The 18,390-nt window shown below is 62.4% G+C and carries 15 protein-coding genes; 3 read left to right on the plus strand and 12 right to left on the minus strand.

Translation table 11 applies throughout. The features are described 5' to 3' along the window. Nucleotides 1-11: 11 nt before the first annotated feature. Together QM659_RS09845 and QM659_RS09850 are read right to left on the minus strand one after the other, a co-directional pair. Nucleotides 12-2,765: a penicillin-binding protein 1A gene (locus QM659_RS09845; protein WP_415188305.1), complete on the minus strand. Its 2,754-nt coding sequence runs from the start codon at nucleotides 2,763-2,765 to the stop codon at nucleotides 12-14. 215 nt (nucleotides 2,766-2,980) lie between these two features. Continuing rightward, nucleotides 2,981-4,216, minus strand: a complete 1,236-nt coding sequence (locus QM659_RS09850; protein ID WP_303482998.1) for an N-acetylmuramoyl-L-alanine amidase — start codon at nucleotides 4,214-4,216, stop codon at nucleotides 2,981-2,983. Nucleotides 4,217-4,845: 629 nt separating this feature from the next. Between QM659_RS09850 and QM659_RS09855 the strand changes: the two genes are divergently transcribed. After that, nucleotides 4,846-7,980, plus strand: a complete 3,135-nt coding sequence (locus QM659_RS09855; RefSeq protein WP_415188292.1) for an Rne/Rng family ribonuclease — start codon at nucleotides 4,846-4,848, stop codon at nucleotides 7,978-7,980. A gap of 110 nt (nucleotides 7,981-8,090) precedes the next feature. Here the strand turns inward: QM659_RS09855 and QM659_RS09860 are convergent, their stop codons facing one another. Continuing rightward, a complete protein-coding gene (locus QM659_RS09860; RefSeq protein ID WP_415188293.1) occupies nucleotides 8,091-8,426 on the minus strand; it encodes a hypothetical protein in 336 nt (111 codons plus the stop codon). 245 nt (nucleotides 8,427-8,671) lie between these two features. Here QM659_RS09860 and QM659_RS09865 point away from each other — a divergent pair, with 245 nt between their 5' ends. Beyond that, a complete protein-coding gene (locus QM659_RS09865; RefSeq protein ID WP_415188294.1) occupies nucleotides 8,672-9,100 on the plus strand; it encodes a type II toxin-antitoxin system PemK/MazF family toxin in 429 nt (142 codons plus the stop codon). A 208-nt stretch (nucleotides 9,101-9,308) separates the two neighbouring features. Here QM659_RS09865 and ispG read toward each other — a convergent pair whose 3' ends face one another. The 5 genes from ispG to QM659_RS09890 form a co-directional block, all read right to left on the minus strand. Then, a complete protein-coding gene (gene ispG, locus QM659_RS09870; RefSeq protein ID WP_415188295.1) occupies nucleotides 9,309-10,574 on the minus strand; it encodes a flavodoxin-dependent (E)-4-hydroxy-3-methylbut-2-enyl-diphosphate synthase in 1,266 nt (421 codons plus the stop codon). Between the two features lie 678 nt (nucleotides 10,575-11,252). Beyond that, nucleotides 11,253-12,272: a glycosyltransferase family 4 protein gene (locus QM659_RS09875; RefSeq protein WP_415188296.1), complete on the minus strand. Its 1,020-nt coding sequence runs from the start codon at nucleotides 12,270-12,272 to the stop codon at nucleotides 11,253-11,255. Between the two features lie 102 nt (nucleotides 12,273-12,374). After that, complete coding sequence (locus QM659_RS09880) at nucleotides 12,375-13,172, minus strand: metal ABC transporter permease (RefSeq protein WP_415188297.1); 798 nt, start codon at nucleotides 13,170-13,172, stop codon at nucleotides 12,375-12,377. Between the two features lie 20 nt (nucleotides 13,173-13,192). Continuing rightward, nucleotides 13,193-14,020: an ATP-binding cassette domain-containing protein gene (locus QM659_RS09885; protein ID WP_415188298.1), complete on the minus strand. Its 828-nt coding sequence runs from the start codon at nucleotides 14,018-14,020 to the stop codon at nucleotides 13,193-13,195. Beyond that, nucleotides 14,014-14,517, minus strand: coding sequence for a Fur family transcriptional regulator (locus tag QM659_RS09890; protein ID WP_415188299.1), 504 nt, complete (start codon nucleotides 14,515-14,517; stop codon nucleotides 14,014-14,016). Before QM659_RS09890 ends, QM659_RS09885 begins: the two co-directional genes overlap by 7 nt. Before the next feature lie 229 nt (nucleotides 14,518-14,746). Here QM659_RS09890 and QM659_RS09895 point away from each other — a divergent pair, with 229 nt between their 5' ends. Further along, nucleotides 14,747-15,847: a glycosyltransferase family 4 protein gene (locus QM659_RS09895; protein WP_415188300.1), complete on the plus strand. Its 1,101-nt coding sequence runs from the start codon at nucleotides 14,747-14,749 to the stop codon at nucleotides 15,845-15,847. Between the two features lie 48 nt (nucleotides 15,848-15,895). Here the strand turns inward: QM659_RS09895 and rlmH are convergent, their stop codons facing one another. From rlmH to QM659_RS09915, 4 genes are all read right to left on the minus strand, one after another. Further along, nucleotides 15,896-16,372, minus strand: a complete 477-nt coding sequence (rlmH, locus tag QM659_RS09900) for a 23S rRNA (pseudouridine(1915)-N(3))-methyltransferase RlmH (protein ID WP_415188301.1) — start codon at nucleotides 16,370-16,372, stop codon at nucleotides 15,896-15,898. A 39-nt stretch (nucleotides 16,373-16,411) separates the two neighbouring features. Then, the gene (rsfS, locus tag QM659_RS09905; RefSeq protein WP_415188306.1) at nucleotides 16,412-16,726 is read right to left on the minus strand and encodes a ribosome silencing factor; all 315 of its coding nucleotides are present in this window, start codon (nucleotides 16,724-16,726) and stop codon (nucleotides 16,412-16,414) included. A 247-nt stretch (nucleotides 16,727-16,973) separates the two neighbouring features. Then, on the minus strand, nucleotides 16,974-17,666 hold the full coding sequence (locus QM659_RS09910; RefSeq protein WP_415188302.1) for a TetR family transcriptional regulator: 693 nt from the start codon (nucleotides 17,664-17,666) through the stop codon (nucleotides 16,974-16,976). Between the two features lie 67 nt (nucleotides 17,667-17,733). Next, nucleotides 17,734-18,390, minus strand: a 657-nt coding sequence (locus tag QM659_RS09915; protein WP_415188303.1) for a gamma-glutamylcyclotransferase, incomplete at its 5' end; no start/stop codon positions are given.

An 18,390-nucleotide genomic window follows, 5' to 3' on the forward strand; every position in this document is an offset into this window, starting at 1 on the left:
TTGGCAAAAAGCTAGTACAAGCCTCCGGGGCTGGGCGCGGTCCGGCCGTAGGGAGGCGGATAGCCGCCCACGGTGCCCGGCTGGGCAGGAGGCGTCGGTTGCGGCTGGCCCCATCCGCCGGACTGCGGCTGAGGCGGCTGTCTCCAGCCTCCGCTGCTTTCGCCCGGATAGCCTCCCTGTTGGCCGTATCCTCCTGGCTGGCCGCCGCCATAGCCGGGTTGCGGATCGCCCGCCGCGGGATAGGAGGCCGAGGCGGTCGCGTAGCCTTCCGGCGGCTCGGTGCCCGGCTTGAAGTATTCCGTGATCGCGTCGGGGTCGGCTGGATCCGTGCGCTGGCCGGTCCGCTTGTTGACGCGAACCTGTCGGATGTCCGCCGGCGTGCGGAACGGAACCGCGGGCTTGTCCTTCAGCGCCATCTTGAAGAAATCGGCAAAGATAGGCGCGGCCAGTTCGCCGCCGGTTTCGCCGTGGCCCATCGGCTGCGGGTTGTCGTATCCGATGAAGATGCCCATGGCGATGTCGGGCGAGAACCCGATGAACCACGCGTCCTTCTCGTCGTTCGTCGTGCCGGTCTTTCCGCCAAGCGGTTTCTGCACGCGCTTCCAGACGACGGAGCCGGTGCCACGCACGACGACGCCTTCGAGCATCGACGTGATCTGATAGGCCGTCATCGGGTCGATGATCTGTGCGCGTTCGTCGGCAAGCTGCGGTTCGTCCTGCCCTCTCCACGAGTCCGCGTTACACTTGTCGCAGGGGCGGTTATCGTGCCGCCAGATCGTCTGACCCATACGGTTCTGGATGCGGTCGATAAAGGTGTAATTGATCTTCTTGCCGCCGTTCACGAACATGCAATAGGCGGTCGTCAGCCGGATGAGCGACGTTTCGCCCGCGCCGAGCGCCATCGAAAGCAAGGGCGGAAGGTCGTCATAGACGCCAAAACGGCGCGCATATTCGCTCACGATCGGCATGCCGAGATCCTGCGCGAGCCGCACGGTCATCAGGTTTCGCGACTTCTCGATACCGATCCGGAGCGGCTGGAGGCCGTGCACCTGCTTGTCGTAGTTCGAGGGCTTCCATTCGCCCTGACCGTTGCCCTGATCGACCGAGAACGCGGCGTCGTTCACCACGGACGCGGGCGTGTAGCCGTTGTCGAGGGCGGCGGCGTAAACGATCGGCTTGAATGACGAGCCCGGCTGCCGCCGCGCTTGCAGCGCGCGGTTGAACTGGCTTTCGGAAAAGCTGAAGCCGCCGACCATGGCGAGCACGCGGCCGGTATGCGGGTCCATCACGACGGTCGCGCCGCCAACCTGCGGCACCTGCATCAGCGACCATGCTGGCAGCGCGGTCTTGCCTTCCGCGAGCTTCGGATTGCGCTCGCGCTCCTTCATGAGGTCGATTTCGTTCGGCGGGGAAACATAGACGACATCGCCGACATTGAGGATATCGCTTACGCCGACGGGGCCTTTCGTTCTGGTTCTTACCCGCTCCAACGCCCATTTCGCACCATCGACCCCAAGCTCGACGGTCTTGCGTTCCGTTTCCAGCGTGTTGTTCGGCATGCGCCCCGGTTGCAGACCGATGACGGCCTTGTCCTTCGCGGTTTGCAGAACGACGCCAAGCCGCCAGGGATCGACGTCAGACAGCGCTGGCACCTCGGCGAGCTTGGCTCCCCAATCGCTGGCGAGGGCGAGATCGATTTTCGTGACCGGTCCGCGCCAGCCGCGCTTGCGGTCGAAGCTCACTAGCCCGGCGCGCAGGGCGGAGCGCGCCATCATCTGGAGACCGGGATCGAGGGTGGAGCGCACGGAGTAGCCGCCCGCATAGACGCTCGAATTGTCGTCGGTGTCTTCGAGGCCGTACATGTCCGCGAGCGTGCGGCGAACTTCTTCGGCGAAGTACTCGGCTGCGAAGGTCGACGGGCCCACGGTGCGGGCCACCATTTCGAGCGGCTGCTTCTTGGCCTGATCGGCTTCTTCCTGCTTGATGAAGCCGAAGCGGGCCATGTTGTTCAGGATGTCGTTGCGGCGCAGGAGCGCGTCCTGAAACGCCTTGCTGCCGGGCCGCGCGGTGGTGAGCTGAAGCTTCGTCGGCTCTTTCGGCAACGCGGCGAGGTAGGCGACCTCGTGCAACTGAAGCTCGTTCAGTTCCTTGCCGAAGTAGCGGAGGCCCGCCGCCGCGACGCCATAGGAACCGCCGCCGAGATAGATCTGGTTCAGGTAAAGATCGAGGATGCGCTCCTTCGTGTAGGCGCGCTCGATGCGGACGGCGAGGATCGCTTCCTTAGCCTTGCGGAGATAGGATCGCTCGCTCGTCAGCAGGAAGTTCTTGGCCACCTGCTGGGTAATGGTGGACGCGCCTTCCTTCTTGTTCTTCGTCAGGTTGTTGTAGACGGCGCGCAGGATGCCGCGAAAATCGAGGCCGCCATGCTCCCAGAAGCTCTGGTCTTCGGCCGCGAGAAACGCGTTGATAAGCGGCTTGGGCATGACCTGAACGGGCACGTAGATACGCCGCTCCTTCGCGAACTCCGCGATCAGGCGACCGTCGCCGGCGTGCACGCGCGTAATGACCGGCGGCTTGTAATTCGCCAGCTTGTCGTAATCCGGAAGATCTTGCGAAATCGTCCAGAGGAAATAAGCCGCTCCCGCCGAGGCGGCGATGAATATGAAAACACCTGCGGTGAACGCAAACCCGAGAAAGCTCAGGAAGAGGCTCCTGTGGCGCTTTTTCTTCACGGGAGGCGGCAGTACAGGCGACTTGCTTTGCATCAGTTCCACGCTTGATTATTCGGCCGTTTCCACGATCAGACCAAACAAAGCGACCGGAGGGATTCAGGCGCTGCCATCACGAGCATAACGGCATGCCCAAATTGTGACAGCATACAATCCTCGAACCGCCCGGCTAAACCACAACATCATATCCTGCACAACCGCAGGTTAACGCAGGAGGGCGCTACGGTGCGCAGCGGTGTCGGTCCGCTTTCCTACAAGGGAATATGCGCCTGCCGTTCCGCCATGAATGCGTTGACCGCCTCTCCGAGAACCGAAGAGATCGCTGTACGCCAGTCTTCCGAGATAAGGAGCTTCTCGTCGTCTTCATTGCTGAGATAACCGAGTTCGATAAGGATCGCGGGCACGCCATGCGCTTTCAGCACGCGGAAGTTTGCGGAGCGCTGTGGCCGGATGTTGAACTTCATCTTTTCCTTCATGTGGTCGATGAGGTAATGCGCGATGGCGGTCGATCGGTTTTTTTTGAACCGGTTTTCGAGATCGTTGAGGATAGACGCGATGTCCTCGGAAAGGATCGGCGCGGTCTGCTCGCTTGCCACGCCGGCCTGAACGTCGGCCTTGTTCTCGTTCTGCGCGATGACGCTCGCCTGCTCGTCGGAGGCTTCCTCCGACAGGGTGTAGATCGTACCGCCGCGAACCTCCTTCAGCGCCTTCACGCCCAGACGCTTCGGATCGAGCGCATCGGCATGGATCGAGATGAGAAGGTCGGCCTTCGCCTTGACGGCCATTGCCGCGCGATCGTCGAGGGAAACGAACACGTCCGACGTTCGCGTCAGGAGGATGCGATAGCGAGCCGTCGCTTCGAGCTTTGCCGCAAGCTTCTTGCCGAAGTCGAAGGTGACGTCCTTTTCAGGTGTATTCGAGGCTCGGCCGATGGCTCCCGCATCGATGCCCCCGTGTCCGGGATCGATCACGATGATCGGCCGCTTGTCTCCGGCGTCCGGCTTCAAGGCGCCGCTTTGCGCCTCCTCCACCTTTGGCGGGGGCGGTGGAGCCTTCGCGGAGGCGAGGAACGATCTGTGGGTTGTGCGGGCGAGGTCGATCACGAGCCGGGCCGGAAGATCGTTCTCGGGCGGCAACAGCTCGGACTTCTCTATGAGCGCCGGTTCGGCGAGGTCGATCACGATACGCGACTTGCCCGGCGCGAGGAGGCCCGACCGGGATGAGAAGATAAGCCCACGCCCCTTGCCGGCGGGCACCTGAATGTCGGTCTCCGGCATGTCGATCACGATCCGGTACGGATCGGCCATGGTGAAGATGCGGAACTCGACCGCTTTGGATATGAAGGCGACGAAGCGCGTGCGCTGGCTGTCGCCGCCAATTTGGGCGCTCACCACGATGTCCTCGGCATGCGCGGCGCTCATGAAAAGGAGGACGAGGAAAGCGCAGCACGCCGCGAAAGCCGATGAAGGTCTCAGGCCGGTTTTCATGGTTCGATGCCCCTTGCATCCCGTCCTACAGCATGGGCTCGTCCGCGTCCACTTCGGCGCCTTCGGGAAAGGCGAGACATCCCGCGATTTCACCATTTCGTTGAACGTCGCTTACGTCTTGCTTGCGGCGAAGCCAAACACAACGTATTAGAGATATGTCAATCCTGATCGATTAGGCTGACTTCCGCTTTGCTAATCCGCCTAGCAGGATCAGGGGGTGAATTTGGCAATCGTCCACGGGCATCGATTCAATATGGATCGGGCAGCACCGCGAGTGTCGAAGGCAAAGCAGCCGGGATGTTGAATCCCTGAACAATCAATCGCCACGGAATCGTGGTCTCGCCGCATCGTTTCGAGGAAGAAACGGGCTCGTCGGCGAACCGAGACTCAAACCACAATGTCAACCTCGCGCTCCGACTTGCTTGATATGAAAAATGCCGTGTCCGGCATCCAGAGCCTGTCGACCCTCTTTCTCCAGAATGGAAAAGACGGCGCTCCCAGCATTGCGCTGGTTCGAAGCGGCGAGAGCGCGATCAACAAACAGCGCGTCCGTCCGACGGGTCCGCTCGATCATGTCTCCATGATCGCGAGGCCACGTTTCGGCGCGGGCGTGCCGGGAAGCATTTGCAATGGCAAACAAGATGTTAATCGATGCCACCCACCCGGAAGAGACACGGGTGGTGGTGACGCGCGGCAATCGCGTCGAGGAATTTGACTACGAGTCGGCGTCGCGGAAGCAGCTTCGAGGCAACATCTATCTGGCCAAGGTTGCCCGTATCGAGCCTTCGCTTCAAGCGGCCTTCGTGAACTACGGCGGCAATCGCCACGGCTTTCTCGCCTTTGCGGAAATCCATCCGGATTATTATCAGATCCCGGTCGCTGTTCGCGAACAGCTCATGAAAGAAGAGGCTGCGGATCGGCAGGGGCGTTACCGCGACGCGGGCGAAAGCCGTCCGGATCGCCAATCCTCTGACAGGAAGCCGGAGGCCGAAAACGGCTTGCAGGCTTTCGCCGAAGCCGAAAGCGGCGACAGCCAGCCCGATGCGGCGGCGGCTGTCGAAGCTTCGAATGAAGACGTTCGCGCGGAATTTGCAGCGGCGGTCGATGCCGCGCCTGAAACGGCCATCGCGCCGGTCGAACAGGCCGAGGCTGGCGCGCGCGCGTCCGAGCCCGAAGAAAACGGTGGCGGCGAATCCGGTAATGGCGGGGCGATCGCGCTCGATGCCGTGCTTCCGCCCACGCTGTACGAAGAGTTCACGGCCGCTATCGCGCGCGGCGAGGAGGCGCGCGACGAAATTCCGAGCCATCCCGACGATGTGGAAGGCGCTGTCGATTCCGAAGATGACGAGGCTGACGCCGACGAGGCGGAGGACGACGAATCGGAAGACGCCGACGACGATGGCACGGACGACGCCGAGGACGCCGACGACGAACAGCCGAAGGCGAAACACCGCTCTGCCAATGACGATTCCGGCGACGATGACAGCGGCTCGTCTTCGGACGACGGCGGCATCATCTCCGTGCCGGAAAGTGCGACGCCCGCGCCGGTCGAGGTTGTCGGCTCCGAAGACGCGCTCGAAGAACTGCCGCAGCGTCACAAGCGCCGGTGGCGTCACTACAAGATTCAGGAAGTCATCAAGCGCAACCAGATCGTTCTGATCCAGGTCGTGAAGGAAGAGCGCGGCTCGAAGGGCGCGGCGCTGACCACCTACCTGTCGCTCGCGGGCCGCTATACCGTGCTCATGCCGAACACGGCCAGCGGCGGCGGCATTTCGCGCAAGATTACCGTCCCGGCCGACCGCAAGCGTCTGAAGGAAATCGCGCAGGAACTTGAAGTGCCGGAAGGCATGGGGCTTATCATCCGCACGGCCGGTGCCTCGCGGACCAAGGCCGAAATCAAGCGCGACTTCGAATATCTGCTGCGCCTGTGGGAGAACGTCCGCGACCTCACGCTGAGGAGCACCGCGCCTTGCCTCGTCTACGAGGAAGGCGACCTCATCAAGCGGTCGATCCGCGATCTCTACAACAAGGACATCGACGAAATTCTCGTGGCGGGCGATGCCGCTCACCGCGAGGCGCGCGAATTCATGCGCATGCTCATGCCGAGCCATGCGAAAAACGTGCTGCTTTACAAGGAACCCGAGCCGATCTTCACCAAGTATGAGGTCGAGCGTCAGTTGAACCAGATGTTCAGCCCGGTGGTCACGCTGAAGTCCGGCGGCTATATCGTGCTGAACCAGACCGAAGCGCTCGTCGCCATCGACGTGAACTCCGGCCGGTCGACGCGCGAATACTCCATCGAAGACACGGCGCTGAAGACGAACCTCGAAGCCGCCGAGGAAGTCGCTCGCCAGGTGCGCCTGCGCGATCTCGCGGGCCTCATCGTCATCGACTTCATCGACATGGACGAGCGGCGCAACAACCGCTCCGTCGAACGCAGGCTGAAGGAAAGCCTGCGTCACGACCGCGCCCGCATTCAGGTCGGCCACATCAGCCATTTCGGCCTTCTGGAAATGTCGCGCCAGCGGCTGCGCCAGGGCGTCGTCGAAGTGTCGACAGTGCCGTGCCCGGTCTGCCAGGGCGTCGGCCATATCCGTTCGACGGAGTCCGTTGCGCTGATGATCCTGCGTTCGATCGAGGATCACCTGCGGACGCAGGGCCCGGCCAACATCACCTTGACCGCGTCGACCGAAGCCGCGCTCTACATCCTCAACAACAAGCGCTCCTATCTCCGCGATATCGAACTTCGCTACGGCGTGACGATCGTCCTTCAGCCGGACGACAAGGCGCATGGCGCGCATTTCGTGCTCGAACGTGGGGCCGAAGCCGTGCCGCCGGTCGTGGGCGACACGCGCGTCATTCACATGGAAACCGCCTCGCTCGCGCAGGCGGATGATGATGAGGAAGCGGTGGCGGTGCCGTCGGCCTCGGCTCCCGCGGCTGAAGGCGAAGGCGAGAAGCGCTCCTCCCGACGCAAGCGCCGCCGTCGGCGCGGCCGGGGAGAGTCCGCCTCTGATGAATCGCTTCCGAACGGCCATGCCGTCGCGCAGTCCAATGGCTCCGACGACGACGATGAAGATGACGACGATACGGACAGCGGCGTGACTGAAGCAGGGGCGCCAGCCGTTGCCGCTGTCAATGGCGAGGATATCCGGGAAAGCGCCGAAGGACGTCAGGAAGGCCAGTTCCGCCGCAATCGGCGCCGAGGCCGTCGCGGTGGCCGACGTCACCGTGAGGACTTCGCCGGCCAGCCCGGCGAGATCCCCGGACTTGGCGAGCAGCCCGAAATAGACTTCGAGCATGGGCTTCCCGTGGGGCAATCGGGAGCGGTGGAGCCCGTCACTGCGGAGGCCGTCGCCGAAGCCGCGCCGGAGCCGGATCAATCCACAGTAGCCGAGGCCACCGATATTTCGGTAACGGTCGTTGCCGAGCCGCAGCCGGTTGAGGGCGTCTCCGGTGACGACCGCGCGACCGCTGGCAACGCCCCGGTCGAAGCGGAGCCCGTGGCCGAGGTTTCGAGCGTTCAGCCTGCCGTCGAAGCAGAAGCGAAGCCCGAGCCGACCACGGACGCCTCCGAGCCTCAGACGCCGAAAGCAGACGAGGCCGAAGCCGCTCAGGCGAAATCGGACGAAGCCCCGGTCGCGGAGCAGGCGAAGCCCGAGCCCGAGATCGCCATCCTTCCGCCACCCGCACCGGAACCCAAGCCTAAGCCCGTGCGCACCGGCCCGCCGAAAAAAGGCTGGTGGCAGCGCAGCGTAAGCTGAGAATTTACCGCGCCGCCGGTCGGCGATCGCCGATGGAAAACAACAAAATGGCCGGGATTTCTCCCGGCCCTCTCGGACCTTGCTCGCAATGAGCCGCGGTCACGGCGCGATTAGTAGTGATTGCGCCAATAACGGTCGTGGCGGAGCTCCACGCGGTCGCGCCGCAGCTTCTGCCGCTGTTCGTGAATCTGCGCCTGCTCCTGCCGCTTCTTGTAGCCGAAGTAGCGCGCCGCGCCGTAATTGCCGTCGCGCGCGGCCTGCGCCTGCCGTCCGGCATAATAGGCGCGCTCCTGCTTGTCCTTCTGGATCTGGTGGCGATGGTGCGCGATGTGCGCCTTGTCGCGCGCGATCTGCCCGCCGTAGTACGGCTCGGCGGATGCGGTCTGCGCGGCGGTGATCGGCAGGGCGATGAGCGAAAGAGCGAAAAGCGCGATACGGGTCTTCATGTTGGCCTCCACAAGGTTTGCTTGACCTTATGAAGGAACCTTAAGCGATGCCGCCTGAACGGCCCCGGAACCGCGCGTTCAGACTGCGTTCAGGCTTGCGGCGATTTTGTGAGAGGTGCTCTTGCTCGATGTCTGCAGCCCCTTGAAAAACTCAATTCATCTGAGTACAGAGAAGTTTTCATGCAGGCTGCAATTATGATCCCCTTTTGCGGGTAACACGCGACGCGCTAAACAAAAGGCCATTGATGCCGATTAAAGAGCATCCCCGCACAGGGGCCATTTTATTGTGTGATTTTAATAGCGGCTTTCGAAAGCCAGAGATGGTCAAAAGGCGGCCGGTTGTTGTCCTCAGTCCAAAGATCGCAGCTCGACCCGGACTTTGCACCGTGGTTGCGCTTAGTAATACGGAACCATTTCCAAAGCTTTCATTCCATTGTCAGATCGATATTCGGCCCCGCCTCCCGGACGGATTCAATAGTGACGGGGTCTGGGTGAAGGGAGACATGCTGAATACAGTCAGCTTTCATCGTCTTGATTTCATCCGCGTGGGGAAAGCGGAATCTGGCAAAAGACTCTATTACTATGATGCATTAGGCGATGCCGAGATTAGGAAAGTGCGGGAATGTGTATTGAGTGGCTTGGGTTTGTCCACATTGACAAAGCACTTGCCTTGACATAGATTTCATAGGTTAGCGGCACTCGCCTAGGCGATCCGCGTCTAAGACCTCGAAAGAGGCCGTCGCAGCGTTGGACGATAACAAGTCATGTTGCGACGTTAGAAAACCCCGCGCGAGCGGGGTTTTTGTTTGCGATTTGCGTCGCCGATTTGGAAATGGAGCCCCCCGCCCGATCCAGCAGGCGGGGCGCATCACGTCGTCGTGACTACTCTGCGGCCTTGAGCGTGATCCGCTCGCCTTTCGGCGCGCCCTGGCCGAAGCGCTTCTCGATGTAATCCTGCACCATCGCCATGAAGTCGTCGGCCATCGACGGGCCGCGCAGCGTCGCGACCCGCACGCCATCGACGAACACCGGCGCGGCCGGGCTCTCGCCCGTGCCCGGCAACGAAATACCGATGTCGGCGTGCTTCGACTCGCCCGGTCCGTTCACCACGCAGCCCATGACCGCCACGTTCAGCGTTTCCACGCCCGGATAAGTCTTGCGCCACTCGGCCATGTTCTCGATCAGATGCTTCTGAATGTTCTGGCCGAGTTCCTGGAACAGCGTCGATGTGGTGCGCCCGCAGCCGGGGCACGCCGCCACGATCGGCACGAAGGTGCGGAAGCCCATCGTCTGGAGAATCTGCTGCGCGACCTCGACTTCCTTCGTGCGCGCGCCGCCCGGCTCCGGCGTCAGCGAAACGCGGATCGTATCGCCGATGCCCTTCTGAAGCAGAATGCCGAGCGCCGCCGCCGACGCGACGATGCCCTTCGACCCCATGCCCGCTTCCGTCAGGCCGAGATGCAGCGCGTTGTCGCAGCGCGAGGCGAGCAGCGTATAGACGCTGATGAGATCCTGAATCGAGCTGGTTTTGGCCGAGAGGATGATCTTGTCCTTGCCCATGCCGAGGCTCTGGGCCAGCGCCGCGCTTTTCAGCGCGGAGGTGACGATGGCTTCGTGCATGACCACGCGCGCGTCCTTCGGCTTCGCGGCGCGGGAATTCTCGTCCATCATAGCGGTGAGCAGATCCTGGTCGAGGCTGCCCCAGTTCACGCCGATGCGCACGGGCTTGTCGTATTTGAGCGCGATCTCGATGATCTTGGCAAAGCGGTCGTCGCGGCTGTCGCGGAAGCCCACATTGCCGGGGTTGATGCGGTATTTCGAAAGCGCCTCGGCGCAGGCGGGATGATCGGCGAGGAGCCGGTGGCCGATATAGTGGAAGTCGCCCACGAGAGGCACGTCGATGCCCTGCGCGAGCAGCCGGTCGCGGATATGCGGCACGGCGGCGGCGGCTTCGTCGCGGTCCACGGTGACGCGTACGAGTTCGGACCCCGCCCGTACGAGGGATGCGACCTGCGCGACGGTGCCGTCGACATCCGACGTGGCGGTGTTGGTCATGGACTGCACGACGACCGGCGCGCCTCCGCCCACGGTCACGCCCCCGACCTTGACTGCGGTTGTCATGTGCCTCGGTTCACGCGTGTCGCTCATGGGTCCTTCTCCGGATCGCCGGTTCTCTTTTAGACGTTCTAATAGGAGAAAACCCGCGCGAATGCCAGCGTTCGAATTGGCGCGGGTGGGCGGTGAGGTTTAAAGGCCGCGAAGTTGGGTAAGCTGCGGATTACAGAGCGGCTAGACATCCCGGCCACAAAAAGTAGCGTTTCTAGCACACTTGCCGACACAAATAGAGGTATGTGGCGCAGATGTTACAGCGTGGGCGACGCGAACCCGCTAGATCTGACCGGGCGTACTGTTTGCGTTCGTGCAAAACCAATATCCAAGGAAAACACCATGCTGAAGCAGAAGCTGCAGCAGTGGGTGGTCCGCGTGTTCGGCCTTTTCGAGGTGACGCACGTCACCCTCGAAAAGGAGACCCGCATCACCTCTGACAAGAATTAGAAAACCGTTGAGGCGACACGGCAATGCCGCCTCAACATAGTGCAATTATCACTATGCTTGCTGCTTCTAACGTTATTTGCATTGGCTGCAATCATCGTACGATTTTCGCACTGCCTCTTAGCCTAACGCTGTGGCATTTGAGTCACATTAGGCCTCGACGCCAACTCGTGGGCGCATCGGTCATCTGCTGACGTCAGCGCGCCAGTGCGGATCTGTCGGGGCCGCGTGGCGCCGCATGGATCGAGACCCGCAAAGGCGGGAGCTTCGCAATCACCAACGCGCTGCGGCACGCTCCCATTCGGAGGCCCGGACGTCCCAGCTCCTTTCTCTGGACACATGAATGCCGGCCCTGTGCATCCTCGCCCATTCCGCGTCATCCGTCAGAATCTCGAGCGCGCGGTCGCCCATGTCCTCGACCGAGTTGGCAACGAACCCGTCCACGCCGTCGCGCACCCGCTCCGGCAGAGCGCCGATGTCCATCGTCACCACGGGAAGGCCCGTCGCGATGGCTTCCGCGGCGGCGTTGCAGAAGGTTTCTTCCTTGTGTCCGGGGTAAATCATCACCCGCGCGGCACGGAAATTCTCCGCAAGCTCACTTTTGCTCACGCTGCCCTTGATCTCGATGCCGACGTCGGCCCAGTCATCCCGGTCATCGGGGAGTTGATCGCGCGTGGGCACGTAAACGTGCAGCCGCGCCGACGGCAGACGCGGGTGAACGCGGCTGCGCCACGCTTCGATAACGAAGTCCAGATTGCGTTTCGGCTGAGACGCGAAGATCGCGATAGGCGCGGGCGGCTCCAGAAGCGGCTCGTATTTCAGGAACGCCTCCTCCACGCCGTGCTCGATCACCGTGCGGGAGCGGAAGGGGATGATGGCGTGCGTTCTCCGCGCGGAATAAAGGCTCGGCACGACAAGGTGTGGGCGCACGCGCAGAACGGTCAGCAATTCGCGTCGCTTGCGAAGGCGCGCGAGGCGGAGATCGAGGTGGCCCCAGATGACGCGGCGCGTGGCGGACAGGCCGTCAAGCGCGGTGACGCTGTTGTTGCTGACGGCAATGGTGGCCGGACCGATGGCGGCGGTTTCTTCCAGCGGCAGATACGTCACTCCGTTGACTTCGTCGCAGGAGGATCGGTTGTTGTAGATCGAAGCCCGGTGACCGCGCTGCACGAGGACTTCAGCAAGCCGCATGGTAACGGCTTCGGTGCCACTCACGGCACCCCTTTCGAAGTCTCTTCCATCGTAGGGAGCCAGTTGCGCGCTGCGGATATGGATGAAAGCAAATTCAAACATCAAACGCTCCTTCCCGCTAACGTGGGCAGCGTAAACATCGATCAGGCTGAAGGTGGCTTTTCACGGCCATGTGGCCTTGTCAAGCCGACGCTTGGCCCGGGATCACCGCCCCCGCAGAGCGAGCGCTGGCACGGCTGCGACGAAGAACAGTGCGGCCAGCGCAAGCACGATGGACGGCCCCGCCGCCGTGTCGAGCTTCAGCGACAGGAGCAGCCCACCTGCCACCGACGCCGCCGCCGCCAGCGCCGCCAGCGCCGCCATCTGTTCGGGCGTCTTCGCGAAGGGCCGTGCCACCGCCGCCGGGAAGATCATCAGTGAAGTGATGAGCAGGATGCCGATCACCTTCATGGCGAGCGCCACCGTCACAGCGATGAGCAGGATGAACGCGGTTTCGGTGCGCCGCACGCGCACCCCCTCGGCGGCGGCGAGTTCCTCATGCACGGTCAGCGCGAGCAACGGCCGCCATAGCAGCGTCAGCGCTGCGAGCACCGCCGTCGCGCCGCCCCAGATCCAGAAGACGTCTTCCTTCGACACGGCGAGGATGTCGCCGAACAGGTAGCCCATCAGGTCGAGCCGCGCGCCGCTCACGAAGTTTGCCGCGATGAGGCCGGAGGCCAGCGCGACATGCGCGAGGATGCCGAGCAGCGTGTCGTAAGGAATTGCGCGTTGCGTTTGCAGGCCGGACAAAAGCAGCGCCATGGCGATGGCGGTCACGATCACGCCGAGCGTCAGGTCCACGCCGAGAAGGAAGCCCAGCGCCACGCCGAGCAGGCCCGAATAGGCAACCGTCTCGCCGAAATACGCCATGCGCCGCCAGACGACGAAGCAGCCGAGCGGTGCGGCCAACACAGCCGCGCCGAGACCGGCGAGCACGGCACGCGCCACGAAATCATCGAGCATGGGTTCGTTCCGAAAGAGGGTTACGCTGGGGGAGGAGCGGCTTCTGGCGGTGCGTTGTGGTTCCCGCCGCAGACGTCGCCGGAAAGCGAATGCGCGTGATCATGCCGGTGCCCATAAATGCCGAGGCTGGCGGCGGCTTCCGGGCCGAACAGACGCATATATTCAGGATGCGCGGCCACATGCTGCGGCACGCCTTCGCAGCAGATATGACGGTTGAGGCACACGACGCGGTCGCTGGCGCCGAGCACGACATGCAGATCGTGCGAAATGAGAAGCACGCCGCAGCGACGACGGGCGCGGATTGCGGCAATGAGGTCGTAGAGTTGCGCGGCGCCTGCGAAATCGACCGCGCGCGCGGGTTCGTCCAACACGAGCAAATCCGGCGCGCGGGCCAGGGCGCGGGCCAGAAGCACGCGCTGGAATTCGCCGCCCGAAAGGTCGGTCATCTGCGCGTCGGTTAGCGAGGCCGCGCCCGTCTCGGCGAGGCATTCCAGCGCGCGCTCCTTCGAGACGCCGGTGTTCAAATGCATGAAGCGCCGCACGGACAGCGGCATGATCCGCTCGACGGGGAAGCGCTGGGGCACGTAGCCCACGGTAAGCCCGGTGCGGCGACGCACGTGGCCGGAAGTCGGCGCGGCCAGCCCCAGCAACACGCGCGCGAGCGTGGTCTTGCCCGCGCCGTTCGGACCGATAAGCGTGACGATTTCGCCTTCATGCAAGGCGATGCTGACGTTTTCAAGCACCGGCTTTCCGTGGAAGGAGATCGAGACATCATCCGCCTGAAGCAGCGCCGAACCGGAGTTGGGGAGCGCGTGATCCCGCGCAACATCGGCAGCGCGTGTCAGCACGTGGACGCTCCCCTCTTCGCGCAGTCGGAGCAGAGGCCGCTCGCTTCCACAACGGTCTGCCGTATCAGAAAGCCGGTCGCTTCGGCTGCCGTGCCGATGGCGTGAAAGGCATCCGGTGCGGCTGCCTCGATGACGCGGTTACATGCCTCGCACACAAGCGTGATCGTGTGCGCCGCGCATTCGTGATCCGCCATGCAGGCAAAAAACGCATTGCGGCTTTCGAGGCGATGCACAAGGCCGGCGGACTGAAGCACCTCCAGAATTCGATAGATCGAAACAGGGGCGACACGCTTGCCGTTTTTCGCCAGAACATCGATGAGATCGTAGGCGCTCACTGGCTTGTGGCTGGTCGCCACCTCGACGAAAACCTGCTCGCGCAACGCCGTCCACTTGATGCCCTGCTCCTGACAACGCGCCCTGGCGCGGCTGAGTGCGGTGTGCAGGCAGACGCCATGGTCGTGATCGTGCGGCGGGAAGGCGGGAAAAGGCGTGCTCATGTGAAACATGTAACGTTATAACGTTAAAGACGCAATGTCATGCAAGCCCTCTGCGGCGTTCCGCGACGTCAGCTTTCTGCGTCGGTGAAGCACAATTGCCTGTTTTCGCGCCATTTCGGCGGATTGACACTTTTGTGTGCGCCAGCACAAACGCAGCTGGACCCATTTTTAAGGCCGCGTGTTGCCAATGTTAAAGCGCGAAATCACGAATTCAGGAAAGTCTTACGTAATGAAAATCGCACAAATTGCGCCTCTCGCCGAAAGCTGCCCTCCGAAGCTTTACGGCGGGACTGAACGAATAGTGTCTTATATGACAGAAGAACTTGTCCGGCAGGGTCACGATGTAACGCTTTTCGCCAGCGGCGATTCAAAGACATCAGCAGAGCTCGTGGCATGCTCTGAGATGGGGCTTCGTCTCAACCCAAATGTGCAAGATCCCCTGCCGCATCAAATGGCGATGCTCGAACATGTAAGGCAACGTGCGGACGAGTTCGATATTCTTCACTTTCATATCGATCTTCTGCAATTTCCGATGATTTCTTCCTTCGCAGACAAGACAGTGACTACCCTTCATGGCCGTCTCGATCTTCCCGATCTGCAGCCGTTCTATTCAGCTTTTCGAAATGTGCCGCTTTCTTCGATTTCCTATGACCAACGGACGCCGGTGCCGTCCTGCGTGCGCTGGGCAGGCAACGTCTATCACGGGCTGCCGCGCGATCTGCTTGCTTTTTCACCCGAGCCGAAGGGCGGTTATCTCGCGTTTCTCGGCCGCATATCGCCGGAGAAGCGACCCGACCGCGCAATCGAAATCGCCGCGCGTTCCGGCATGCCGCTGAAGATCGCGGCGAAGGTCGACAAGCATGACTATGCGTACTGGAAACAGAAGATCGAGCCGATGGTGAAGGCGACACCGCATGTCGAGTATATCGGCGAGATTAACGAGGAGCAGAAGGCTGCGTTTCTCGGAAATGCGACGGCCTTGCTGTTCCCGATCGATTGGCCCGAGCCTTTCGGCCTTGTCATGATCGAGGCGATGGCCTGCGGCACTCCGGTGATCGCATTCCGCTGCGGCTCGGTGCCGGAAGTCGTGGACGATGGCGTAAGCGGTTACGTGGTCGATAGCATCGATGAAGCCTTGAGAGCGATTTCGCGCCTCCCCGGTCTCGACCGCGCGGGCGTTCGCGGTGCGTTCGAGGCGCGTTTCACCGCGGAGCGCATGGCGAAGAATTACATCAGGATGTATCAGTCGCTCATCGGGATCACGCACCACGAGAGCGATCACCCGCGCCGCGTCAACGGGCACAATCTCGGCATGGAATTCCGGATGTAAAACCAGCGCCTGAATAGAGGCGGCGCGATCCGTGCCGCCTTCCGCTTCTCACGCGCGGTGATAAGGGTGGCCCTGAAGAATCGTCATGGCGCGGTAGAGCTGTTCAGCCAGAACGATACGCACGAGCCCGTGGGGCAGCGTCATCTTGCCGAGCGAAAGCTTGAAATGGGCGGCGTTTTTCAGCGCCTCGCCGTGTCCGTCAGGCCCACCGATGGCGAAGGCCACATCAAGCGCCTCGTCGCGCAGACGCGAAACCATCGCCGTGAATTCATATGAGGTAAGAGACTGGCCGCTCTCGTCGAGGGCGACGAGGCGTGCCCCACTCACGCGCTTGAGAAGCTCATGCGCTTCGGCTTCTTTGCGCTCGGCCGCGCTTTCGCTTCGCCCTTCGGACGTTTCGAAAACCGCCATCGGCCCCATGGCAAGGTTGCGCGCCGACGCATTGAACAGATCGAAATAGCGGTTGAACTGCGTTTGTTCAGCACCGCTTTTGAGCCGTCCGACGGCCAGAATGGATATCTTCATCCGGCCGCCCGCCGATGTGATGAGAGCCCGAAGGCTGTGCTAGTCCGTGTCGCGCTTCGGCCGGTCCGACGTCCACATCTTCTCGATGTTGTAGAATTCGCGCGCTTCCGGACGGAAAACGTGCACGATAACGTCGCCCGCATCGATAAGAACCCAGTCGCAGAGAGGCATCCCTTCGACACGTGTATCGCGGACGCCCGCTTCCTTCAACTTTTCGATGAGTTGATCGGCGATGGCGCCCACGTGACGCTGTGAACGCCCCGATGCCACGATCATGTAATCCGCGATGGAAGTCTTGCCCTCGACATCGATCGTGACGATGTCGACAGCCTTGGCGTCCTCAAGCGCGTCCACGACAAGATGGGCTAGGGATGCGGGAACCGCGACGGCGCTATTGGCGTGGCGCGGGCGGAGTTCTGCGAACTCCTGTTTCTGCGCGTTTGGCGTCAGCTTCAAAACCCTTCTACAAATGCTCCGGTCAGATTGCAGGGCATTCCGAGTCCGTAATGTGCATTAGATTTGTCGAATTTTCAAGACAGTCTCGGGAAATCGCAGCCGCGAGCATGACCTTTACAGTTTGCATCCGTGTCGCGGCGCCCCATCAGGCGGTTTGTACGGGCGCGGCGGGCGGAATGCCGCTCTCTGCCGCCGGTGAAGACTCCGGTTTAGGCTCCGCCTTTCGCTTCCGTCTCACGCCGAAACCCCTCAGCAGACTTTCCGCGCCATCGCGGAAGCGCTCGAAGCCGTGCATGATGGACTCGCCTCGCCGCAAGCGCTTGTCGAGCGCCGCCATGGTCTTGGCGAGACCGGGATCGTCGTCGTCGATCCAGACGCGGAACACGCGGCCGTAAATGCCGAGCAGCCCCTGCACGCGCACCAGCCCCGTGCCGCCCTCGCCGGACAGGCCCGCCGCCGCCAGCATCCAGTATTGGGACTTCAGCGCGGGGCGAAATTGCTGGAGCGCTTCGCCGGGCGTCGCGTCCTCGCTGATGCGCCGGATGGCGAGCTTGTACGGCTGCATCACCTCGAACCGGGTCAGGAGCACGTCGAAAAGCCGGTCGCGCGCGGCATCCGGGCCGGGGGCGGGGAATTTTTCGAGCACGGCGAGATCGACCGCGCGCACGAAGGCGGCGAGGATCTGCGCCTTGCTCTGAAATTCCTTGCGAAATTCGATCAGCGGGATCTGCGCCTCTGCCGCGATCTCGCCAAGGCTCAGATCGCGCCAGCCGCGTGTTTCAGCAAGCTTAAGCGCCGCCTTGATGATGCGGTCGCGATGAGTATATCCGTCAAGCATGGTCGCGCCTCCTCAATCAATCACGGAATGAGATATCGCGTGCCATTCGCGCGGGTTCAATGCCGCTTCACGACGTCAGGTTCTGCGTGACCGGACGCGCGACATCGAAAGTCGGGCGTTTGCGCGCGGGCGCGCATTCTCCGCCGACGATGCAATCCTTTATCATGCTGTGGCCGAGCCTGGCCATCAGCGGTTCGAGCCGCGCATCGTGAACGCCGAGCTGCCGCAGATGCTGCACGGTGTTCACGACGTAATCGATGTTCGGTCCCGCGCGGCCGAAACTGCGCCTCACAATCGCCGCTTGTGTTTCGAAGGGCAGCAGCCCGGTATATTGCCGGTGATGGCGGTCCATGATGAAGCACAGCGCGAGCACCGTGCGGCCGCTTCCGTCGAGCAGCCTCACGGGACGTTTTACCGCGGCGTAGACGTTGTTCATGTTCTCGCGGCGCTTCAGATAGTGGCGCGTGTCGAGATCGAGGCGGGGCGGAACCCTGAAGGCCATGCCTTCGCACCGGCCGCCCTTGTCGAGACCGAGCACAAGGCCCGGCGCCGATCTCGTTCCACGGTGAATGAAGGAATAACAGCAAAGTTCGCGATGGGCGCCTTCGAGCAGCGCGCGCGAGGATTCCTCGTAAACGAAGCCGGGCCGCCACATCAGCGAGCCGTAACCGAAAATCCAGAGGTCCAAAATCTCGATCCGTCGGGCGGGATGCCCGCGCCGCGC

The sequence above is a fragment of the Rhodomicrobium sp. genome, assembly GCF_047605405.1.
Lineage (GTDB): Bacteria > Pseudomonadota > Alphaproteobacteria > Rhizobiales > Rhodomicrobiaceae > Rhodomicrobium > Rhodomicrobium lacus.

What these genes read in the sequence shown, in the direction of transcription:
- QM659_RS09890 (WP_415188299.1), bottom strand. Translation starts at nt 14,517, where the DNA reads ATGAGCACGCCTTTTCCCGCCTTCCCGCCGCACGATCACGACCATGGC.
- QM659_RS09855 (WP_415188292.1), top strand. Translation starts at nt 4,846, where the DNA reads ATGGCAAACAAGATGTTAATCGATGCCACCCACCCGGAAGAGACACGG.
- QM659_RS09895 (WP_415188300.1), top strand. Translation starts at nt 14,747, where the DNA reads ATGAAAATCGCACAAATTGCGCCTCTCGCCGAAAGCTGCCCTCCGAAG.
- QM659_RS09875 (WP_415188296.1), bottom strand. Translation starts at nt 12,272, where the DNA reads ATGTTTGAATTTGCTTTCATCCATATCCGCAGCGCGCAACTGGCTCCC.
- QM659_RS09880 (WP_415188297.1), bottom strand. Translation starts at nt 13,172, where the DNA reads ATGCTCGATGATTTCGTGGCGCGTGCCGTGCTCGCCGGTCTCGGCGCG.
- QM659_RS09910 (WP_415188302.1), bottom strand. Translation starts at nt 17,666, where the DNA reads ATGCTTGACGGATATACTCATCGCGACCGCATCATCAAGGCGGCGCTT.
- rlmH (WP_415188301.1), bottom strand. Translation starts at nt 16,372, where the DNA reads ATGAAGATATCCATTCTGGCCGTCGGACGGCTCAAAAGCGGTGCTGAA.
- QM659_RS09850 (WP_303482998.1), bottom strand. Translation starts at nt 4,216, where the DNA reads ATGAAAACCGGCCTGAGACCTTCATCGGCTTTCGCGGCGTGCTGCGCT.
- QM659_RS09865 (WP_415188294.1), top strand. Translation starts at nt 8,672, where the DNA reads ATGCCGATTAAAGAGCATCCCCGCACAGGGGCCATTTTATTGTGTGAT.
- QM659_RS09860 (WP_415188293.1), bottom strand. Translation starts at nt 8,426, where the DNA reads ATGAAGACCCGTATCGCGCTTTTCGCTCTTTCGCTCATCGCCCTGCCG.
- ispG (WP_415188295.1), bottom strand. Translation starts at nt 10,574, where the DNA reads ATGAGCGACACGCGTGAACCGAGGCACATGACAACCGCAGTCAAGGTC.
- QM659_RS09845 (WP_415188305.1), bottom strand. Translation starts at nt 2,765, where the DNA reads ATGCAAAGCAAGTCGCCTGTACTGCCGCCTCCCGTGAAGAAAAAGCGC.